We start from the raw sequence: 18,013 nt of genomic DNA on the forward strand, positions 1-18,013 counted from the left end.
GGTAACAGCGCATGTGGGTGCCGAACATTGGTCCGGAGCTTCCCGACCCGTCGGACGTGCATGCTCAGGACAACTCGCGGAGAGGTAACCCGGCCCTCGTGTATCGCGATCACCTTCCCACCGACGACGTCGTCGCGGCGTCGAGCCGTGCCAGCGCCGTTACTCAGCGTTTTGGCGGCGTACGTTACGCACTGAGTCGGCCGCTCGCCGGCGGCGTCCAACTGCCGGATGCATCCGCCGCGCCCGAGGGTGGTGAGTCCGATCCGCACGCTTGAGGCCGTCCGGTGCGGCCACCGCAGCCGCCCGCAATATTGGGTGTCCGGGGTGCTGGCGATCCGCCGCGGCCGGCTCCAGACCGCGCTGCCGCATCGCCCGCTGCACGCGTTCGCCGAGCAGGACTACTGCTACGGCGTCGGCACGCTCACCCTCCGGCTGGACCGCATCGAGTGGGACCGCCCGGTGCCCTATGAGGGCGACACCTGGCTCGAGGTCGAGGGCACGGTGATCGACGAACTCGGCCACGAGGGCGCCCGCCGGCAGGCGTTGGTGCGGGCCCGGCGACTGCCGCTGCGCCCGACGAAGAAACGGCCGCGATCGCGGCCCTGATGCCCCGGTCGGGCGGTCGGGTTCCCCCGTGCCAGGCCGCTCGACCGGCTTCAAAAGATCAAATTCCGATGGTTACGCGCGCCGAAGACCCCAGTGGCACACGCCCGGGCCAGGCGCGGCGAGACCTCCGCGCGCCGCAGCCGGGCCGCCCCGGCCGGTCCGGCTCTGCAAAGCTACGAAAAGGATCAAGCGGCGGTCACGCTGTTGCGGTATGACCGGTTCAGCCCGTCACGGGCCGTGCCGAACACCACCCGATCGCGACCGCCGTGCTTGGCCGCATAGAGGTTGCGGTCCGCAGTGGACAACAGGCTCGGCTGGGTGCGCGCGGAGGCATCCGCCAGTCCCGCGACGCCGATGCTCACCGTCACCGGAAGGCCGCCGGTGGTCTCGTCCCACCCGTGCGCCTTGACCCGCACCCGGATGGTGTCGAGCATCCGGGCCGCCGACGTGACCGAGGTGCGCGGCAGCACCATCAGGAACTCCTCGCCACCCATCCGGGCCACGAAGCCGTCCGGACGGATCGCCGCGAGCTCGGTCTCCAGCAGCTTTGCCACCTGCACGAGCACCTGGTCGCCGACGTCGTGCGACAGGTGGTCGTTGATCCGCTTGAAGTGGTCGAGGTCGACGATCGCCACGGTGAGCAGCGAGTCGTCGTCGATCAGGCCGGGCAGCTGCTCGTCCACGTATCGCCGGTTGCGCAGGCCGGTCAGCGGGTCGCGGCGGGCCTGCTCGCGGAACCGCTCGGCCTCCTGCCGGGCCTCGGCGGTCTCGAACATCGCCTGCCGGGTGCGGGCTTGGGCCTCGAGCTCGGTCGAGCCCAGCGCCAGGTGCGCCGCGAAGAAGACCTTGTGCATGGCGAACGCCTCGGCGAACTCGCCCCGGACCGCGTGCAGCTCGGCCTGCTCCTGATGCACGCGCACCAGGACGTCGCCGAGATCACGCTCCTCGCAGTGCCGGCGCGACTCGTCGAGACTTGCCTGCGCGCGGTCGGTGGCGCCCAGTCCGCGCTGGGCGCGGGCCAGGGTGAGGAGGTATTCCGCCATCGAGTCGGCGTCCTCGAACCGGCCGTCGCCGAACCGCCGGATGCACTCCTGCAGGGTCTGCTCCGCCTCGGCGAACTGCCCGTTTTCGATCTCGATCGAGCCGATCGTGTCGAGCACCGCCGGGTGCAGGTCGAAGTCGTGCACCTTGGCCAGCCCCTGCAGCCGGCGGGTGACCTGCTGCGCGCGCTCGGGGTCGCCGAGCGAGAACTCGGTGTATGCGTAGTTGTTCAGCACCCAGAGCAGCATGTAGGGCTGGTCCAGGCGGATGCAGAGGTCCTCGGTCTGCGCATAGCGCTGGCGGGCGGCCTCCATCGAACCGGTCGAGCCGAGCGCGTCCGCCAGCTTGGCGCGGAACCAGATCTGCATGTAGGTCGTCGAGCGGTCGTTGAGCAGCTCGACGGCGAGCACGCAGTGCTCCAGGCACTGCGCGGAGTCGCCCAGCAGCCGGTGGATGTTGGACCAGACCATGTGCGAGCGGGAGCGGAGCTCGGTCTCGTCGTGCTCGACCGCCCAGCGGTGCACCGCCCAGATGCTGCGGGCGGCGCCGGCCAGGTCGCCGGTGCGCATCATCATGTTGATGTGGCAGAGCCGGGCGCGGTGCACCAGCAGCTCGTCGCCGATCTCGGCGGCCTCCCGCTCGAGCTGAGCGGTGACCTCGAGTGCGTCCAGGGCATCCCAGAGCAACTCGTCTTCGATCGCCGAAAGGGCGGCGGAGAGTTGCTCCGCGTCCGTCGCGCGCTGCGTCACCTGCCACCCCTTTCCACTCACCGGGTTTCATCGACACCGCCGGGCCCGGGGTGAGGACAAATGCGGAGCGTTTGTGAACGTTAGCGCTCCGTAGATGTCGCGAACCAGCTTCCCACGCGTGATCCAGGTCGCCCCGAGTTATCCACAGCCGGGGGTTATCCACAGGTCAGGCCGCATCCCGACGGAATCTCTGGCACCTTCTCGGCCATGGCAGACGACCCTGGACAGCGATCAGGGGCGCCCCGCATCGGGACGCCCCTGAGTGGGCTCGGACTCCTCGCGTCAGTCGGCGTGAGAGTGCACCGGCACGTGCGCGGCGTGCGAAGCCGGCGCCTCGGCCACCGCCGCGTGGGCCGGAGCCGCGTGGTGTGGGCGGTGGCCTTCGCCGACCGGGCCGGGCGTCTCCAGATCCACCGTCGTGCGCAGCGAGGTGGGCTTGAGAAAGACCGTGGCCAGCACGCCGACCACCGCGATCGCGGCCGAGATCAGAAAGATGTGCCCGGTCGCGTCGCCATAGGCGGCCCGGACGATGTGCTGCATGGCGGGCGGCAGCTCGGCCAGGTTCAGGCTGCTGGTGCCACCCGAGGAGGAGCCGGCCGGCACGCCCGCGGCCTGCAGCTGGCCGGTGATCGATGCGGTGACCCGGTGGGCGAGCACCGCGCCCAGCACCGAGACGCCGATCGTGCCGCCCAGCGACCGGAAGAAGGCCACCGTCGAGCTGGCCGCGCCGATGTCCTTCAGCGCCACCGTGTTCTGCACGGCGAGCACCAGGTTCTGCATCGACATGCCGACACCGATGCCGACCAGCGCCATGCCGAGTCCGACGTACCAGAGAGGGGTCTCGTGATCGATCACCGACAGCACGGCGAAGCCGGCCACCAGCACCGCGGTGCCGGCGATCAGATAGGGCTTGATCCGGCCGCTCTTGCTGATCATCCGGCCGGAGATGGTCGAGGAGACCAGCACGCCGGCCATCAGCGGGATGGTGAGCAGGCCCGCCTCGGTGGGCGAGTAACCGCGGCCGATCTGGAAGTACTGACCCAGGAAGACCGAGCCGCCGAACATGGCCATGCCGACCGCGAGGCTGGCGAGGATGGCGAGGGCGGTGGTGCGCCGGCGCACGATCGAGAGCGGGACCACCGGCTCGGCGACCCGCGATTCGACCCACACCGCGACACCGAGCAGCACCAGCCCGGCACCGACGAAGGCGGCGGTCTGCCAGGACAGCCAGTCGAACGAACTGTCGACGAAGGAGACCCAGATCAGCAACGTGCTGACCCCGGCCGCGATCAGCGTGGCGCCGACGTAGTCGATCTTCACGTGGTCCCGGCGGATGACCGGCAGGTGCAGCGTCCGCTGCAGCACCACCAGGGCGACCACCGCGACCGGCGCGCCGATGAAGAAGCACCAGCGCCAGCCCAGCCACGAGGTGTCCACGATCAGCCCGCCGAGCAGCGGTCCGCCGACCGTGGCCAGCGCCATGACGCCGCCGAGGTAACCGTTGTAGCGGCCGCGCTCACGCGGCGGGATCATCGCGGCGATGGCCACCTGCACCAGCGCCTGCAGGCCACCCATGCCGATGCCCTGGAAGGCCCGGGCGGCGATCAGCTGGCCCGCGCTCTGCGAAAGCCCGGCCACCAGCGAGCCCAGCACGAAGATCACGATGGAGATCTGGACCAGCAGCTTCTTGCTGTAGAGGTCGGCCAGCTTGCCCCAGATCGGGGTGGACGCGGTGGCGGTCAGCAGGGTCGCGGTGACCACCCAGGTGTACTGGGTCTGGCTGCCGTTCAGCGATCCGATGATCTTCGGCAGGGCGGTCGAGACGATGGTGGCGCTGGACATCGCGACGAAGAGCACGAGCAGCAGGCCGCTGAGGGCCTCCATGATCTCGCGGTGGTTCATCGCACCCGGTTCGGCTCGGGTGGTCAGGGTTGGGGCGCTCATCGCGCGGCCTCCAGGATCGTGGGGGTTTCGGTGTCGGCACGCGGTCCCGCGGCGCCGGTCTGCCGGTCGTCGAAGCGGGTGCGCAGGTCAGCGGAGAAGCGTTGGAGCAGCGCGGCGAGCGTGCGCAGGTCGTCGTTGCTCCAGTCGGTGAGGGCGTCGGAGAGGCGCTGCTCATACCAGCCGAAGATGTCGCCGAGCACCTCTCGTCCGTGCGAGGTGACGGCGAGGACGCTGGCTCGGCCGTCCGCCGGGTCGGCGGTGCGCTGCACGAGCCCCGAGCGCACCAGGGCGGCGACCGCCCGGCTGATCGTCGAGGGATCGAGGGCGCAGCGGGCGGCCAGCTCCTTGCTGTGGCAGCCGTTCGGCGCGGCCACACTGTCGATCGCGGCCAGCACGCTGATCGCGCCGTACGGCACCGCGGCCGGCCGTGGCGGCATCTGGTTCTTGAACAGCCGCACCGCCTTCAGCACGTCCTGCACCCGGGTCAGGAGCTCGTGCCGGGCGGCGGCGTTGTCGGCCATGGCGCACCTCCGGTTTGGTTGGCACATACAACTATCGTCCAACGTTGCTCAGTGCGCAATATTCCTCGATGGGAACCGGATCACACACCGGTTAGCCTTTCCGGCATGACTGTCGGCGCGACGGAAACGGTCGGCCTGCGGGAGCGCAAGAAGGCGGCGACCCGGCTGGCGCTGCACGAGGCCGCGGTCCGGCTGGCGCTCGCCCAGGGCGCCGGTGGGGTGACCGTCGAGGCCATCGCGGACGAGGCCGGAGTGTCCCGGCGGACGTTCTCGAACTACTTCGCCAACAAGGAGCAGGCGCTGCTCTATGGCGATTTCGAGCGGATGGGCCGGCTGATCGAGATCGTCCGCGAGCGGCCGGCCGAGCAGCCCGCGTGGGCGGCGCTGACCGCTGCGGCCGAGGAGTTCTATCGCCGGCTCGGCGACCTCGACCCGCAGGTGGTGCAGCGGTGGCGGCTGATGCGCAAGCACCCGGCGCTGGCGGCGCAGCACGTGAACACGTTCGCCGGGTTGGAGCGCGCGTTGAGCGCCGAGGTGGCGGCTCGGCTGCCCGAGCCGGACCCGATGGGCGTGCGCGCCCGGCTGACCGCGGCGGCGTTCATGACCTCGCTGCGGGTGTCCCTGGACGTGTGGCTGGACCAGCCGTCCGGCGTGCGCCTGCCCGAGGTGGTGTCGCGCTCCCTGGCCGAAGCGGGCCGGGGCTTCGGCTGACCACAGTGGACGCTTCGGGGTGCGCGGGCCTTTCGGGGTGCGCGGCGACTCTTCGGGGTGCGCGGCGCCGGGAGGGGGCAATCCCGGCGCCGCGCGTGGAGAGGAAAGCTAGCGGGGCGGGCCGGTGCGGTGCCGGCGGATCCGCGGGCCGGAGCGGGGCCGGCGGGTCTGCTGCGGCGCCGTCAGCCGGGTGCGGCGGATGGCGAACGGCGAGGCGCCGCGGGGGTGCCAAGTCGGCGGAGCACAGTGCGGCTTGCGAAAGAGGGCGATCCGGCGGGTCCACCGCAGGACCGGCGGCGGCTCGACCGGCGGCTGTGGAACGCGGCGCGGGTCGGCGACGGGGTCAGGGTGCGGTCTTCGGGTCGACGACGGCTCAGAGTGTTCGGTGGGCACGGGTGCTCCGATCGCGGGGGGTTACGACGGAGTTGGAATCGTGCCCTGCGGAGAGCGCTTTCGGCGAGTGTTGCGGCTTAATTTTCCCTGAAAAACCGCAACGTAACGGGCCGCCGACCGCAGGTTGCGGAGATGGGTGTCTCGCCACTCTGCGTGATGCGGGTCAGCGAGGGGAGAGGCCCTCCAGGACCAGGGTGAGCTGGCGGCGCCACGCGTTCGGATCCTGGGAGCGTTCGATGACGCCGGCGTTGGCCATCAGCAGGCGCCAGAGGTCGTCCAGGTCGAAGTCGGCGCGCAGGGCGCCCGCGTCCTGCGCGCGCTTGATGACCTCGCGGGCCCGGCGCTGCGAGGTGGCGCGCAGCTGGGTCAGCCGGTCGTCGCCGTCGAAGTTGACCGTCACCAGCAGCTCGCCCAGGCCCCTGTTCTCCGCCTGCAGCTCGCAGAGCCCGGTGACATAGGAGGCGAACGCCTGCCACGGATCCGGCTGGGCCAGCGCCCGGTCGGCGAGCTCGACCTGAGTCGTCTTGCGGTCCGCGAAGACTGCGGCGATGAGATCCTGTCGAGTGGGAAAGCGGCGGTAGAGCGTCGCGTTGCCGACGCCGGCCCGGCGGGCGATCTCGTCGAGGGACGCTTCCAGGCCCTGCTCGCTGAAGACTTCCCGGGCGGCGGCGAGCAGCGCGATGCGGTTGCGCTCCGCATCGGCGCGCAATCGAACGGCGGCCATGTGCACAGCGTACCGGGGGATCGGGGGGTCATCCCCGGATCTGGTGTAGGTTCGCGGTCGTGACGCAGCGGATCTCGGTGGACATCCCGACGCGCGACGGTGTCGCGGACTCCTATCTGGTCCGGCCGGACGGCGACGGGCCGTTCCCCGGCGTGCTGATCTTCCAGGACGCGTTCGGGCTGCGGCCGCGGCTCGAAGAGATGGCCGACCGGATCGCCGCGCGGGGTTACGCGGTGCTGGTGCCCAACCTGCTCTACCGCTTCGGGCGCTCGCCGCAGTTCGACCTCTCCGGCCTGGCCGACCCCGAGCGGCGCGGCGAGGTGATCGGCCAGATCATGCCGCGCGTGCAGGACCTCGACACCGAGAAGATCACCAGCGACGCCCAGTCCTATCTGGACTTCTTCGGCACCGACCAGCAGGTGGTCATCGTCGGCTACTGCATGGGCGGCACGAACGCGCTGCGGGTGGTCACCGCCTATCCCGACCGGGTCAGGGCGATCGCCAGCTTCCACGGCGGCCGGCTCGCCACCGACCAGCCGGACAGTCCGCACCTGCGGGTCGGCGCGGTCACCGGTGAGCTGCTGTTCGCGAACGCCGACCAGGACCACTCGATGTCCGCCGACCAGATCAAGACGCTCGAGGCGGCACTCGACGAGGCCGGCGTCACGTACACGTCCGAGGTCTATCCGGGCGCGCGGCACGGCTTCACCATGGCGGACACGGCGGCCTATCACGAGGAGGGCGAGAAGCGGCACTGGACCGCGCTCTTCGACCTGCTCGGCCGGGTGCACCCGGCCTGACCGGGGCAAGCCGCGGGGGGACTTACCTCAAGATCTGGGGCTGGCTGCCGAATGGCGAGTCGGACACCATCCGACCCCGGGCCCCAGGAGGCCACATGTTCGCCGGCCGTGGCAGATTCGCCCGCACGTGGCGCATGCGTCGGCGCGCGCGCCGCAACGACGCCGGCTCGATGCCGCTGGCCTTGCTCGTGACGCTGGTCAGCGTGACGCTCAGCGCCGGGCTCACCAGCCTGGTGGTGGGCCAGATCAGCGAGAGCAAGCGCGAGGCCGACCGGGTGTCCGCGGTGAACGCCGCACAGGCCGGTCTGGACGCCGGGCTGGCGAAGATCCGCTCCGCCTTCGACGCCACCGGCGGGCGACTCGACAAGCTGCCCTGCACGACGCTGCCGCAGGGCTCACTGACCGGCGCCGGCGCGGTCACCCCGACCTACTCGGCGTCGATCGGATATTTCCTGATCGACCCGTCCAGCCTGATCGAGACGGTCCGGCCGATCGGCGACCTCACCAACCTCACCGGGCTGGTCAGCACCAACCTCGCCACGCCGCTCGGCAACCTCGTGGGCAACACGCTCACGCTCACCGACGGCCTCGCCGTCACGCTCACCGAGCCGCTGAAGAACGCGGTCAACAGCGCGGTCGGCTGCGTCAGCGGCGTGCTCACCCAGGTGCCGCTCTTCGGCCTGTTGCGCTCGGTGGGCACGGTCGGCGGCGTCTCCCGGACGCTCTACGCGACCTACACGTTCCGGAACCTGAACGAAACCATCCCCGGCGGCAAGCTGATCGTCAACGGCACCAACAAGGGGCTCTGCGTCGGCACGACCGAGAACCCGCCGGCGGCCCTCAAGACGGTCAAGGCGGTCAAGTGCAACTTCAACAACCCGACCGACCCGCAGACCACGTTCATCTACCCGAAGAACCTGAGCCTGCAGCTGTCCAACACCCGCTCGGCCACCTATCCCTACGGCCTGTGCGTCACCGCGCCGGAGGTGCAGGCGGCCGGCCTCAGCACCACGTTCGAGGCGTGCAGCCCGACCAGCGACCCGCTGCAGCAGTGGGACTACGACGTGAACAAGCAGACCTACTACGGCGCCACCCTGAAGCTGGTCGGCGGCGTGCTGACCCCGCAGCGCAGCAACTTCTGCCTGGGCATGGCCACGCCGGCCGTGACGCCGGGCGGCAACATCGTGCTGAAGACCGGCGGCGACTGCGGCAACGCCAACGTGTTCGGCAAGTCGTTCGTGCCGGACAACACGGTCGGCGCGGGCGGCGCCGGCATCGAGTCCAGCCAGTACGTGAACAAGGACGAGGTCGGCCGTTGCCTGGACCTCACCAACGAGGCGCCGGACGGCAACTGGGCCAAGGCGATCCCGCATGCGCCGGCGCTGATCTCGTACCCCTGCAAGCAGAGCCTGAACGGCCTGCCCTACTGGAACCACGTCTGGGTCGGCCCGCTCTCCGCGCAGATGATCAAGGACAACGTCACCTCGGCGGTCGGCCAGGTCTACTCCACCGACAAGTCCAACAAGAAGTGGTGCATGCTCAGCCCCGGCGTCAACGGCGGCTGGGTCTGGGTGGCCGCGTGCGACGCCGCGAACATCAAGCAGCAGTGGACGGTTTTCGGCGCCACCACGCTGATCAACGAGGCCTACCAGGTGAAGGACAACTACGGGCACTGTCTGGAGGCGGCCGAGCATCGCGGCGCGGACTACGTCTTCGCCGGCAAGTGGAGCTACATCATCGCCACCGACTGCACCGGCAAGGCCGAGCAGAAGTGGAACGCGCCGACCGACCCGAAGCTGGCTCCGCTCAAGTCGATCCAGGAGCGGTGAGCACCTCAGTTCTCGTAGAGCCCGGGGAAGTAGCGGTCGATCGCGACCACGTCGTAGATCTGCCGGATCTCGGTGATCCGGCCGGCCCGCACGGTCAGGAACTCGGCCACCCGGGCGGTGCCGAACGGCGCCACCAGGTCATAGACCAGCAGCGTGTCGTCGGCGCGCCGGGCCTGCGACACCACGGTCACCGAGTCGGCGAAGACCGCGACCCGGTGCAGCGTCTGCACCAGCTCCTCCTCGTCGACCGGGGCGTCCAGGTTCCACTCCACCTCGACGTCGGGGCTCAGCACCCGGCGCACGCCGTCGCGGTCGTCGCCGATCCAGGACTCGGTGTAGAAATCGACTACATCCACGTCAGCCACCGAATCGCGCCGTCGCCGGCGTCACGGTGACCGGCATCGGGGCCGGCGGCAGGGTCAGTCCGGCCAGCGCGGCGACGGCCTGCGCGGCCCGGCGCGGCGCCAGCGTGTCGTCGCCGGTGATCAGCAGGTCGCCGGCCGGCACGCCTTCGTCGAGGAGGTTCATCGCGGACACCGGCAGTGCCACCAGGTGCAGCGAGGCGACCTGGGTGATCAGGCGGCCGTCGGCGTCGTCCTCGGTCTCGTCCACCCGCTCGCCGGCGCCGAGGTGCGCGATCGGCAGCCCGCGCCAGGCCGCCGCGAGCGCCGCCGCCATCCCGGCCGGATCGGCGTCGGCCACCAGCACCGCGGCCGGCGGCCGGGTCGCCCACAACGCGTCCAGCGCGGGGATCAACCCGGTCAGTGGTCCCTCTTCGAGGACCAGGTCCGGCTTCTCTCCCCGGTACGCATGGCCGGCACCCAGAAACACCGGCTCCACGAGACCGGCCTGGCGCATCGCCTCGACCACCGGTAAGAGCGCCGCGGCCGCCTCGGGGTCGCCGGCGACGACATGGACTTCGGGGAGCGGCATCGCGACCAGCCCTTCGGAGAATCTGCGACTCACGATGTCGCGCTCACTGACCTGAGAACCGTAGGTCGCTACGCTGAGTGACGCAAGGCCGCTGCCTTGAAATCGACCTAACGGCCCAGGTCAGATGGCTCTGAGCGGGCGAGAAGGGATCTTCGGGCGGTAACTAGAAGTAGTTAATAGTCCGTTTAGATGACAAAGCGTGGTCTAAAGCGGGGCAGCGCGTCGTTGACCGTTGCTGCCATCATCAAAGCCACCTCATCAGCGGGCGGCTGTGGGGACATCACACCAGGCGGGGGCGGGTTTCACGATGGGTGGGTTCGTCGAGGCTGTGCTCAGCTTCCCCACGGTCGTGTTCACCCCTCTGCTGGTCGTGGTCATCGGTTATTGGATCGTGGTGATCGTCGGAGGCGCCGACCCCGAGGGTGATGGCGACAGCGGCGGAGCCGAGTCGGGGCCGCTTGCGTTTGTGGGGCTGACCGGCGTACCCATGTCGGTGATTTTGTCTCTGCTCGTTGTCTTCGCCTGGTTCGGGAGCCTGGCCGGGGCCGAGCTGATCACCTTCTGGCCGCTCTGGCTGACGCTGATCGCGGCGCTCGTGGTCGCCTGGGTGATCACCCGGTTGCTGGTCATCGTGCTGGCCAAGGTCTGGCCGGCCGGGCCGGTGCCGTCGCGCGCCGACTTCATCGGGCTCACCTGCGTGATCCGCACCGGCACCGTGACCCGCACGTTCGGCCAGGCGGAGGTGCACTCGCCGGACGGCTCCTCGGCGATCGTGCAGGTGCGCCAGACCGGCACCGACAAGCTCGCGGCGGGCGACACCGCCCTGCTCTACGACGTCGACCAGGAGGGCGAGTTCTTCTGGGTCGTCCCCACCGACGTCGCCCTGCGCCAGGACCCATCGGACACTCAGCAGTAAGGAAAGTGGATGGACGTCATCTCCACCGGCCTCGGCATCCTCGTCGCCGTCATCGTTCTGATCGTTCTCGGTGTGGTGTTCTTCCTGAGCCGGATGTTCCGCAAGGTCGAGCAGGGCAAGGCGCTGATCGTCTCCAAGGTGCGCCGAGTCGACGTCACGTTCACCGGCGCGGTCGTGCTGCCCGTGCTGCACAAGGCCGAGACGATGGACATCTCGGTCAAGACGATCGAGATCACCCGCACCGGGCGAGAGGGCCTGATCTGTAAGGACAACATCCGGGCGGACATCCGGATCACGTTCTTCGTGCGGGTCAACAAGACCACCGAGGACGTCATCAAGGTGGCCCAGGCGATCGGCACCGAGCGGGCCAGCAGCGAGACCACGCTGCAGGAGCTGTTCAACGCGAAGTTCTCCGAGGCGCTCAAGACGGTCGGCAAGCAGCTCGACTTCGTCGACCTCTACACGCGGCGCAACGACTTCCGTGACCAGATCATCGAGGTGATCGGCACCGACCTCAACGGTTACAGCCTGGAGGACGCGGCGATCGACTTCCTCGAGCAGACGCCGCTGAGCTCGCTCGACCCGAAGAACATCCTGGACGCGCAGGGCATCCGAAAGATCACCGAGCTGACCGCGATCGAGGCGGTCAAGACCAACGACTTCCGGCGCAACGAGGAGAAGGAGATCACCCGGCAGGACGTCGACGCCAAGGAGACGATCCTCGAGCTTCAGCGCCGGCAGGCGGACGCGGAGATCAAGCAGAATCGCGAGATCGAGACGATGCGCGCGCGTGAGGCCGCGGAGATCGAGATGGTGCAGGCGCAGGAGCGGCTCAAGGCACACTCCGCCGGGCTGCGCACCGACGAGCAGCTGAACATCCAGCGCGAGAACACGGCTCGTGAGGTCGCGGTCGCGGCGAAGAACCGCGAGCGGGTGATCGCGATCGAGACCGAGCGGATCGAGAAGGACCGCATGCTCGAGGTGGTCTCCCGAGACCGCGAGGTCGCTCTCTCCACGATCTCCAAGGACAAGGAGATGGAGACCGAGAAGCGCGCCATGGCCGAGGTCGTGCGCGAGCGGATCGCGGTGGAGAAGACGGTCGCCGAGCAGGAGGAGAACATCAAGCGGCTGCGCGTGGTCGAGGAGGCCGAGCGCACCCGCCAGCAGGTGATCATCGCGGCCGAGGCCGAGGCGCAGGAGGGCCTGGTAAAGGACATCAAGGCGGCCGAGGCGGCGGAGACCGCGGCCGGCTTCCGGGCGCGTGAGTCGATCGTGCTGGCCGAGGCCCGGCAGCAGGCCGCGGAGCTGGACGCCCGCTCCAAGATCCGGCTGGCCGAGGGCACCCAGGCCGAGGAGGCCGCCCGCGGCCTGGCCGAGGTGCAGGTCAACGAGCGCAACGCCGAGGCGATCGAGAAGGTCGGCCGGGCGGAGGCCGTCGTGGCCCGCGAGAAGGCGCTGGCCGCTGCGGACGGCATGCGCGAGAAGCTGAAGGGCGAGGCCGAGGGTCTGACTGAGAAGGCGGCCGCGATGGCAGCGCTGGACGAGGCCTCGCGCGAGCACGAGGAATACCGCCTGCGGCTGGAGGCGGAGAAGGAGATCCGGCTGGCCGGCATCAGCGTGCACAAGGAGATCGCCGAGGCGCAGGCCATGGTGGTCGCGGCCGGCCTGGAGAAGGCGAACATCGACATCGTCGGTGGCGAGAGCGTCTTCTTCGACAAGCTGATCGGCTCGATCACGCTGGGCAAGAGCGTCGACGGCTTCGTCGGCCACTCGACCGTGGCGCAGGGTCTCGCCGCGCCCTATGTGGACGGTTCCCAGTCGCTGCCGGGCGACCTGGCCAAGCTGCTCGGCTCGGTAAGCACCTCCGACGTCAGCAACATGACCGTCTCGGCCTATCTGATGCAGCAGCTCAAGGCGCAGTCAGAGGGTGACGACAACAAGAAGCCCGTCAACGGCACGCACCAGTGACCGAGACGACGCTGGACGCGGGGACCTACGAGGTCCTCCGGGCCCGGCTCGGCGAGCAGTGCGCCGAGCTGGGCCGCCGGGCCGATGCGCTCAACGAGCGCCGGGTCACCACCTTCGGCGGCGCCGAGCTGCGACTGCTCGGCACCGAGCGGTTCCGCACCGAGAACAACTGCGTGCCGCGCGACATCGCGCAGGTCGGCGGCGCGATGTTGTTCGGATACAACGTGTTCATCGGTCTCCGCAAGGAGACCACTGTGGACGATGTGTTCGCCGTGCACGGGCTCAGCCGCGACGGCGACGCGTTCCGCTTCGAACCGTCGGTCGACATCCCCGGGCTGCTCACGGACACCGGTTTCCAGCGCGACTTCGCGGAGATGTACCGCTATTACCAAGAGGCGAAGCTGCTGCAGCTGCGCCGGGTGGAGGGCCTGCTGCTGGCCGTCTTCCAGACCGGGCCGCGGGTGGACGACCTGCGGGTGCTGCGCTGGCGGGTGGAGACCTCCGGCGCGGTGAGCTATGTGGACAATCGCGGCGAGCGCGACCACGTGTTCCCGCCGGCGCACGACTTCGAGTGGACCGAGACCACCCGCGACCAGCACGTGCAGGGCAAGCACCCGCACGTGTCGATCGAGGACGCGGTGTTCGTCGAGACGGTCGGCGGCACGCTCACCATCAAGGTGGAGAACAACACCTCGGACGGCGAGGGTGTCTATTCCGAGCCGGTGGACGAGCCGCTGCAGAGCCTGGCCGACGCGGACATCCGCTACGCGCGCATCGGGCCGCTGATCCTGCTCAAAGTGCTGCCCTACAAGGAGGACACCTGGCGCTACCTGGTGTTCAACACGCGCACGCGCGACGTGGTGCGCCTGGACGGCATCGGGCAGGCCTGCCAGCGGCTGCCCGAGGACCACGGCATCATCTTCCCGGGCGGTTACTACCTGGCCACCGGTGTCGCGAAGACGTTCGACGCCGACGTGTCCGATCTGGAGTTCGAGCGCACCATCCGGTCGGTGAACGGCGAGGATGTGCTCTACGTCTTCCACGCCCGGGCGGCCGGGTCCTACCTGCTGCTGCCGTACAACATGATTCGCAAGGTCGTCGCCACGCCGATCCCGTGCCATGGCTATTCGCTGTTCGACGACGGCACGCTGGTGGCGTTCCGTGAGATGTCCGAAGAGCCGTCCCGGGTGCACCCGATGCAGGTCTGGGGCACGCCGTTCGTGTCGGACACGTTCGCCGCCGCCCAGCCGATCGGCACCGGGCCGCTCGAGCGGATCGGCAACGCCGAGCTGGTCCGCGGCATCTCCGAGTGCCTGTCGGTGGCGCGGATGGCCCAGGAGATGGCGCCGTCCGGTCCGGTGTTCGAAGCGATGGTCGCCGCCTGCGCCCGGATCTTCGACCACTACCACTGGCTCGGCGAGGCCGACCTGGGCGATCTGCGCACCCCGCTGGCCGAGGTGCGGGCCACCGCGGCGCAGGTGCTGGACGAGTTCGAGACGGTCCAGGAGCTCACCGCGCAGGCCGCCCAGGCGGTGCAGGCCGAGGCGACCGACGTCGAGGCGCTGGTCCGCCGGGTCCGCGCCGAGACGCCGACCAGCAGCGACGGCTGGGTGACCCAGCTCGCCGAGCTGCGCGGGCACCAGGGCAAGCTGGCCGGGCTGCGCGAGCTGCGCTACGCCGACCTGGCCCGGCTCGACGAGCTGGCCCAGCAGGTCGCCACGGCGGTGGACGAGACGGCCCAGCGCGCGGTCGAGTTCTTCCAGCAGCCCGACGCGTTCACCGGCTACCAGCGCGTCGTCGACGAGCTGGCGGCGTCCGCGGCCGGCATCGCCACGGTCGCCGAGGCCGCCCCGGTCACCGAGAAGCTCACCCAGCAGTCCGACGGGCTGCAGGTCGTCACCGAGGTGATCGGCGGGCTGGAGATCGCCGACGCCACCGCCCGGGTGGCCATCCTGGAACGCGTCGGCGAGGTGCTGGGCGGGCTCAACCGCGCCCGGGCCACGCTCGACGCGCGCCGCCGCGAACTGTCCGCGGTCGAGGGCCGGGCCGAGTTCGCCGCCGAGTTCGCGCTGCTCGGCCAGGCGGTCGGCAGCGCGCTGGCGGTCGCCGACACCCCGGAGAAGTGCGACGAGCAGCTCGCCCGCCTGATGCTGCAGGTGGAGGCGCTGGAGACGCGGTTCGGCGATTTCGACGACTTCTTGGAGCAGCTCGGCACCAAACGCACCGAGGTCTACGAGGCGATCGCCGGCCGCCGGCAGCAGCTGCTCGACGACCGTGCCCGCCGCGCCGACCGGCTGGTCGACTCGGCCCGCCGCATCCTCTCCGGGGTGCAGCGCCGGGTCGCGTCGCTGGACAGCGCGGACGACGTCAACACGTACTTCGCGAGCGACCCGATGGTGGCCAAGCTGCGGTCGCTCAGCGCCGACCTGCGGGCGCTCGGCGACTCGGTGCGGGCCGAGGAGCTGGACGGACAGGTCAAGGCCGCACGGCAGGAGGCCGGACGATCACTGCGGGACCGGCTCGACCTCTATGCCGACGGCGGCAAGACGATCCGGCTCGGCCGGCACGCGTTCGCGGTGAACACCCAGGAGATCGACCTGACCCTGGTGCCGGACGGCGACCAGCTGGCGTTCGCGGTCACCGGCACGGACTACCGCGCGGCCATCCGCGACGCGGCCTTCGCCGAGACCCGGCCGTTCTGGGACCAGTCGCTGATCTCCGAGACCACCACCATGTACCGCGCGGCGCACCTGGCCGCCGCGGTGTTCGCCGCGGATCCGGCGGCGGCCGCGGCCGCGTTGCCCCAGGGCACGCTGCGCGATCTGGTGCGGCGGGCGGCCGAGGCGCGCTACGACGAGGGGTACGAGCGCGGCGTGCACGACGCCGACGCCGAGCTGATCTTGGGCGCGCTGATCCGGCTGCACGCGGGCGCCGGACTGCTGCGTTATCAACCGTCGGTGCGCGCGGCGGCGCAGGTGTTCTGGGCCTTCGGCGCCACCGACGAGCAGCGGACCTCGTGGAGCCTGCGGGCGACGTCGCTGGTGCGGGCGCGGTCGATGTTCGGCTCCGCCGGGTCGGCGCTGACCGACCTGTGCGCGGAGCTCGACGCGGCGGCCGGTGCGGCGGTCGGTGACTACCTGATCGAGGAGCTCGCCGCCGAGCCGGCCGGCTTCGTGACCAGCGCCGCGGCGCGCACGCTGCTCGACCGCTTCCACCGCGAGTTGGGCGGCGGGCAGGCGCCGGCGGCACGGCAGTTCGCGGAAGATCTGCGGGCGCTCGATGGTGACCTGGCGGCGCGGCGGCAGCTCGTGCACGCCTGGCTGTCCGCATTCCTGTCGGCGAAACCGGACGCGGGCACGACACCCGACCTGGTGGAGGCCGTCGCGATCGAGCTGACCGGCACCGCCCTGACGCGATACGAGTCCTCGGCGGCGCTCACCGAGACGGTGACCGGGCTGCTCGGCGTGCACCCGACGATCGTCGGCGGCAGCTACCCGCTGCGGCTCGAGGACCTGCTGGCCGCCTCGCGAGAGTTCCGCGAGCAGCGGATGCCGGCCTACCGCGACTACCAGCGCCGGCGGGCCGCGCTGGCCGCCGCCGAGCGGGACCGGCTGCGGCTGAGCGAATACAAGCCGCGGGTGATGACGTCGTTCGTCCGCAACCGGCTGCTCGACGAGGTCTATCTGCCGCTGATCGGCGACAACCTGGCCCGGCAGGTCGGCGCCTCGGGTGATGCCAAGCGCACGGACCAGTCCGGGTTGCTGCTGCTGATCTCGCCGCCCGGCTACGGCAAGACCACGCTGATGGAATACGTCGCGGATCGGCTCGGGCTGGTCTTCGTCAAGGTCAACGGGCCGGCGCTGGGGCACGGCGTGACCTCGCTCGACCCCGCGGAGGCGCCCAACGCGACCGCGCGGCAGGAGGTCGAGAAGATCACCTTCGCGCTGGAGATGGGCAACAACGTGCTGCTCTATCTCGACGACATCCAGCACACGTCGCCGGAGCTGCTGCAGAAGTTCATCTCGCTCTGTGACGCGCAGCGGCGGATGGAAGGGGTCTGGGAGGGGCGCACGCGCACCTATGACCTGCGGGGCAAGCGGTTCGCGGTGTGCATGGCCGGCAATCCATATACGGAGACCGGGCAGCGCTTCCGGGTGCCAGACATGCTGGCCAACCGGGCCGACGTGTGGAACCTGGGCGACGTGCTGGCCGGGCGCGAGGACCTGTTCGAGCTGTCCTACCTGGAAAACGCCCTGACCTCGAACCCGGTGCTGGCGCCGCTGTCCGCCCGCGACCGCGGCGACCTGCCGATGCTGATCCGGCTGGCCGAGGGCGACGACACGGTGCGGCCGGACCGGCTGTCCTACGCCTATTCGGCGGCCGAGCTGGAGCAGATCCTCTCGGTGCTGCGGAAGATGCGCCGGGTGCAGCGGATCGTGCTGCGGGTCAACCAGGCCTACATCGCGTCGGCCGGGCAGGCCGAGTCGTCCCGCACCGAGCCGCCGTTCCGCCTGCAGGGTTCCTATCGCAACATGACCAAGCTGGCCGAGCGGATCGTGCCGGTGATGAACGACGCCGAGCTGGAGTCGATGGTCGACGACCACTACCTCGGCGAGGCGCAGACGCTGACCACCGGCGCGGAGGCAAACCTGCTCAAGCTGGCCGAGATCCGCGGGCGGCAGACGCCCGAGCAGGCCGCGCGGTGGGCGGAGGTCAAGGCCGGGTTCGTGCGGGAGCTGGCGCTGGGCGGCGCGGAGGACGACCCGATGACGCGAGCGGTGGGCGCGGTCGGCCTGCTCGCCGACCGGGTCGGCGGCATCGAGGCCGCGATCGGAAAGCTCCGCTCGCCCTAGGCGACCCCGCCGCCGGGTGGGGGAT

At 70.3% G+C, this 18,013-nt stretch carries 14 protein-coding genes; 8 read left to right on the forward strand and 6 right to left on the reverse strand.

Translation table 11 applies throughout. The annotated features are described in order from the left end of the window. Nucleotides 1–11: 11 nt before the first annotated feature. Nucleotides 12–275 (forward strand): hypothetical protein, encoded by a 264-nt coding sequence (locus ACZ6TI_RS06485; RefSeq protein WP_465343954.1) that lies wholly within the window; start codon nt 12–14, stop codon nt 273–275. Nucleotides 276–324: 49 nt separating this feature from the next. Beyond that, on the forward strand, nt 325–606 hold the full coding sequence (locus ACZ6TI_RS06490; RefSeq protein ID WP_465343955.1) for a hypothetical protein: 282 nt from the start codon (nt 325–327) through the stop codon (nt 604–606). A 185-nt stretch (nt 607–791) separates the two neighbouring features. Here the strand turns inward: ACZ6TI_RS06490 and ACZ6TI_RS06495 are convergent, their stop codons facing one another. From ACZ6TI_RS06495 to ACZ6TI_RS06505, 3 genes are all read right to left on the reverse strand, one after another. Beyond that, nucleotides 792–2,396 carry a tetratricopeptide repeat-containing diguanylate cyclase gene (locus tag ACZ6TI_RS06495; protein WP_465343956.1) on the reverse strand — a complete coding sequence of 535 codons (1,605 nt, stop codon included), beginning with the start codon at nt 2,394–2,396 and terminating at the stop codon, nt 792–794. Nucleotides 2,397–2,678: 282 nt separating this feature from the next. Continuing rightward, nucleotides 2,679–4,340 carry an MDR family MFS transporter gene (locus tag ACZ6TI_RS06500; RefSeq protein WP_465343957.1) on the reverse strand — a complete coding sequence of 554 codons (1,662 nt, stop codon included), beginning with the start codon at nt 4,338–4,340 and terminating at the stop codon, nt 2,679–2,681. Beyond that, nucleotides 4,337–4,861, reverse strand: a complete 525-nt coding sequence (locus ACZ6TI_RS06505; protein ID WP_465343958.1) for a MarR family winged helix-turn-helix transcriptional regulator — start codon at nt 4,859–4,861, stop codon at nt 4,337–4,339. Before ACZ6TI_RS06505 ends, ACZ6TI_RS06500 begins: the two co-directional genes overlap by 4 nt. Before the next feature lie 105 nt (nt 4,862–4,966). Here ACZ6TI_RS06505 and ACZ6TI_RS06510 point away from each other — a divergent pair, with 105 nt between their 5' ends. Next, nucleotides 4,967–5,572: a TetR/AcrR family transcriptional regulator gene (locus tag ACZ6TI_RS06510; RefSeq protein ID WP_465343959.1), complete on the forward strand. Its 606-nt coding sequence runs from the start codon at nt 4,967–4,969 to the stop codon at nt 5,570–5,572. Between the two features lie 556 nt (nt 5,573–6,128). Here the strand turns inward: ACZ6TI_RS06510 and ACZ6TI_RS06515 are convergent. Next, complete coding sequence (locus ACZ6TI_RS06515; protein ID WP_465343960.1) at nt 6,129–6,689, reverse strand: TetR/AcrR family transcriptional regulator; 561 nt, start codon at nt 6,687–6,689, stop codon at nt 6,129–6,131. Between the two features lie 59 nt (nt 6,690–6,748). Between ACZ6TI_RS06515 and ACZ6TI_RS06520 the strand changes: the two genes are divergently transcribed. Both ACZ6TI_RS06520 and ACZ6TI_RS06525 read left to right on the forward strand, forming a co-directional pair. Then, the gene (locus tag ACZ6TI_RS06520) at nt 6,749–7,489 is read left to right on the forward strand and encodes a dienelactone hydrolase family protein (protein WP_465343961.1); all 741 of its coding nucleotides are present in this window, start codon (nt 6,749–6,751) and stop codon (nt 7,487–7,489) included. 95 nt (nt 7,490–7,584) lie between these two features. After that, nucleotides 7,585–9,318: a hypothetical protein gene (locus ACZ6TI_RS06525; protein WP_465343962.1), complete on the forward strand. Its 1,734-nt coding sequence runs from the start codon at nt 7,585–7,587 to the stop codon at nt 9,316–9,318. Nucleotides 9,319–9,323: 5 nt separating this feature from the next. Here ACZ6TI_RS06525 and ACZ6TI_RS06530 read toward each other — a convergent pair whose 3' ends face one another. Together ACZ6TI_RS06530 and ACZ6TI_RS06535 are read right to left on the reverse strand one after the other, a co-directional pair. Beyond that, complete coding sequence (locus ACZ6TI_RS06530; protein WP_465343963.1) at nt 9,324–9,674, reverse strand: hypothetical protein; 351 nt, start codon at nt 9,672–9,674, stop codon at nt 9,324–9,326. A gap of 1 nt (nt 9,675) precedes the next feature. After that, entirely contained in the window at nt 9,676–10,284 is a 609-nt protein-coding gene (locus tag ACZ6TI_RS06535) for a UDP-N-acetylglucosamine 2-epimerase (RefSeq protein WP_465343964.1), read from the reverse strand. A 274-nt stretch (nt 10,285–10,558) separates the two neighbouring features. Between ACZ6TI_RS06535 and ACZ6TI_RS06540 the strand changes: the two genes are divergently transcribed. From ACZ6TI_RS06540 to ACZ6TI_RS06550, 3 genes are read left to right on the forward strand one after another with little or no spacing between them, the layout of a single operon-like run. Further along, a complete protein-coding gene (locus tag ACZ6TI_RS06540; protein ID WP_465343965.1) occupies nt 10,559–11,167 on the forward strand; it encodes a hypothetical protein in 609 nt (202 codons plus the stop codon). 9 nt (nt 11,168–11,176) lie between these two features. Further along, on the forward strand, nt 11,177–13,135 hold the full coding sequence (locus ACZ6TI_RS06545) for a flotillin family protein (protein WP_465343966.1): 1,959 nt from the start codon (nt 11,177–11,179) through the stop codon (nt 13,133–13,135). Continuing rightward, nucleotides 13,132–17,988 (forward strand): DNA repair ATPase, encoded by a 4,857-nt coding sequence (locus tag ACZ6TI_RS06550; RefSeq protein WP_465343967.1) that lies wholly within the window; start codon nt 13,132–13,134, stop codon nt 17,986–17,988. Before ACZ6TI_RS06545 ends, ACZ6TI_RS06550 begins: the two co-directional genes overlap by 4 nt. Nucleotides 17,989–18,013 lie beyond the last annotated feature (25 nt).

This window comes from Actinoplanes sp. NPDC051388 (genome assembly GCF_055586225.1).

What these genes read in the sequence shown, in the direction of transcription:
- ACZ6TI_RS06485 (WP_465343954.1), top strand. Translation starts at nt 12, where the DNA reads ATGTGGGTGCCGAACATTGGTCCGGAGCTTCCCGACCCGTCGGACGTG.
- ACZ6TI_RS06500 (WP_465343957.1), bottom strand. Translation starts at nt 4,340, where the DNA reads ATGAGCGCCCCAACCCTGACCACCCGAGCCGAACCGGGTGCGATGAAC.
- ACZ6TI_RS06505 (WP_465343958.1), bottom strand. Translation starts at nt 4,861, where the DNA reads ATGGCCGACAACGCCGCCGCCCGGCACGAGCTCCTGACCCGGGTGCAG.
- ACZ6TI_RS06510 (WP_465343959.1), top strand. Translation starts at nt 4,967, where the DNA reads ATGACTGTCGGCGCGACGGAAACGGTCGGCCTGCGGGAGCGCAAGAAG.
- ACZ6TI_RS06515 (WP_465343960.1), bottom strand. Translation starts at nt 6,689, where the DNA reads ATGGCCGCCGTTCGATTGCGCGCCGATGCGGAGCGCAACCGCATCGCG.
- ACZ6TI_RS06525 (WP_465343962.1), top strand. Translation starts at nt 7,585, where the DNA reads ATGTTCGCCGGCCGTGGCAGATTCGCCCGCACGTGGCGCATGCGTCGG.
- ACZ6TI_RS06540 (WP_465343965.1), top strand. Translation starts at nt 10,559, where the DNA reads ATGGGTGGGTTCGTCGAGGCTGTGCTCAGCTTCCCCACGGTCGTGTTC.
- ACZ6TI_RS06545 (WP_465343966.1), top strand. Translation starts at nt 11,177, where the DNA reads ATGGACGTCATCTCCACCGGCCTCGGCATCCTCGTCGCCGTCATCGTT.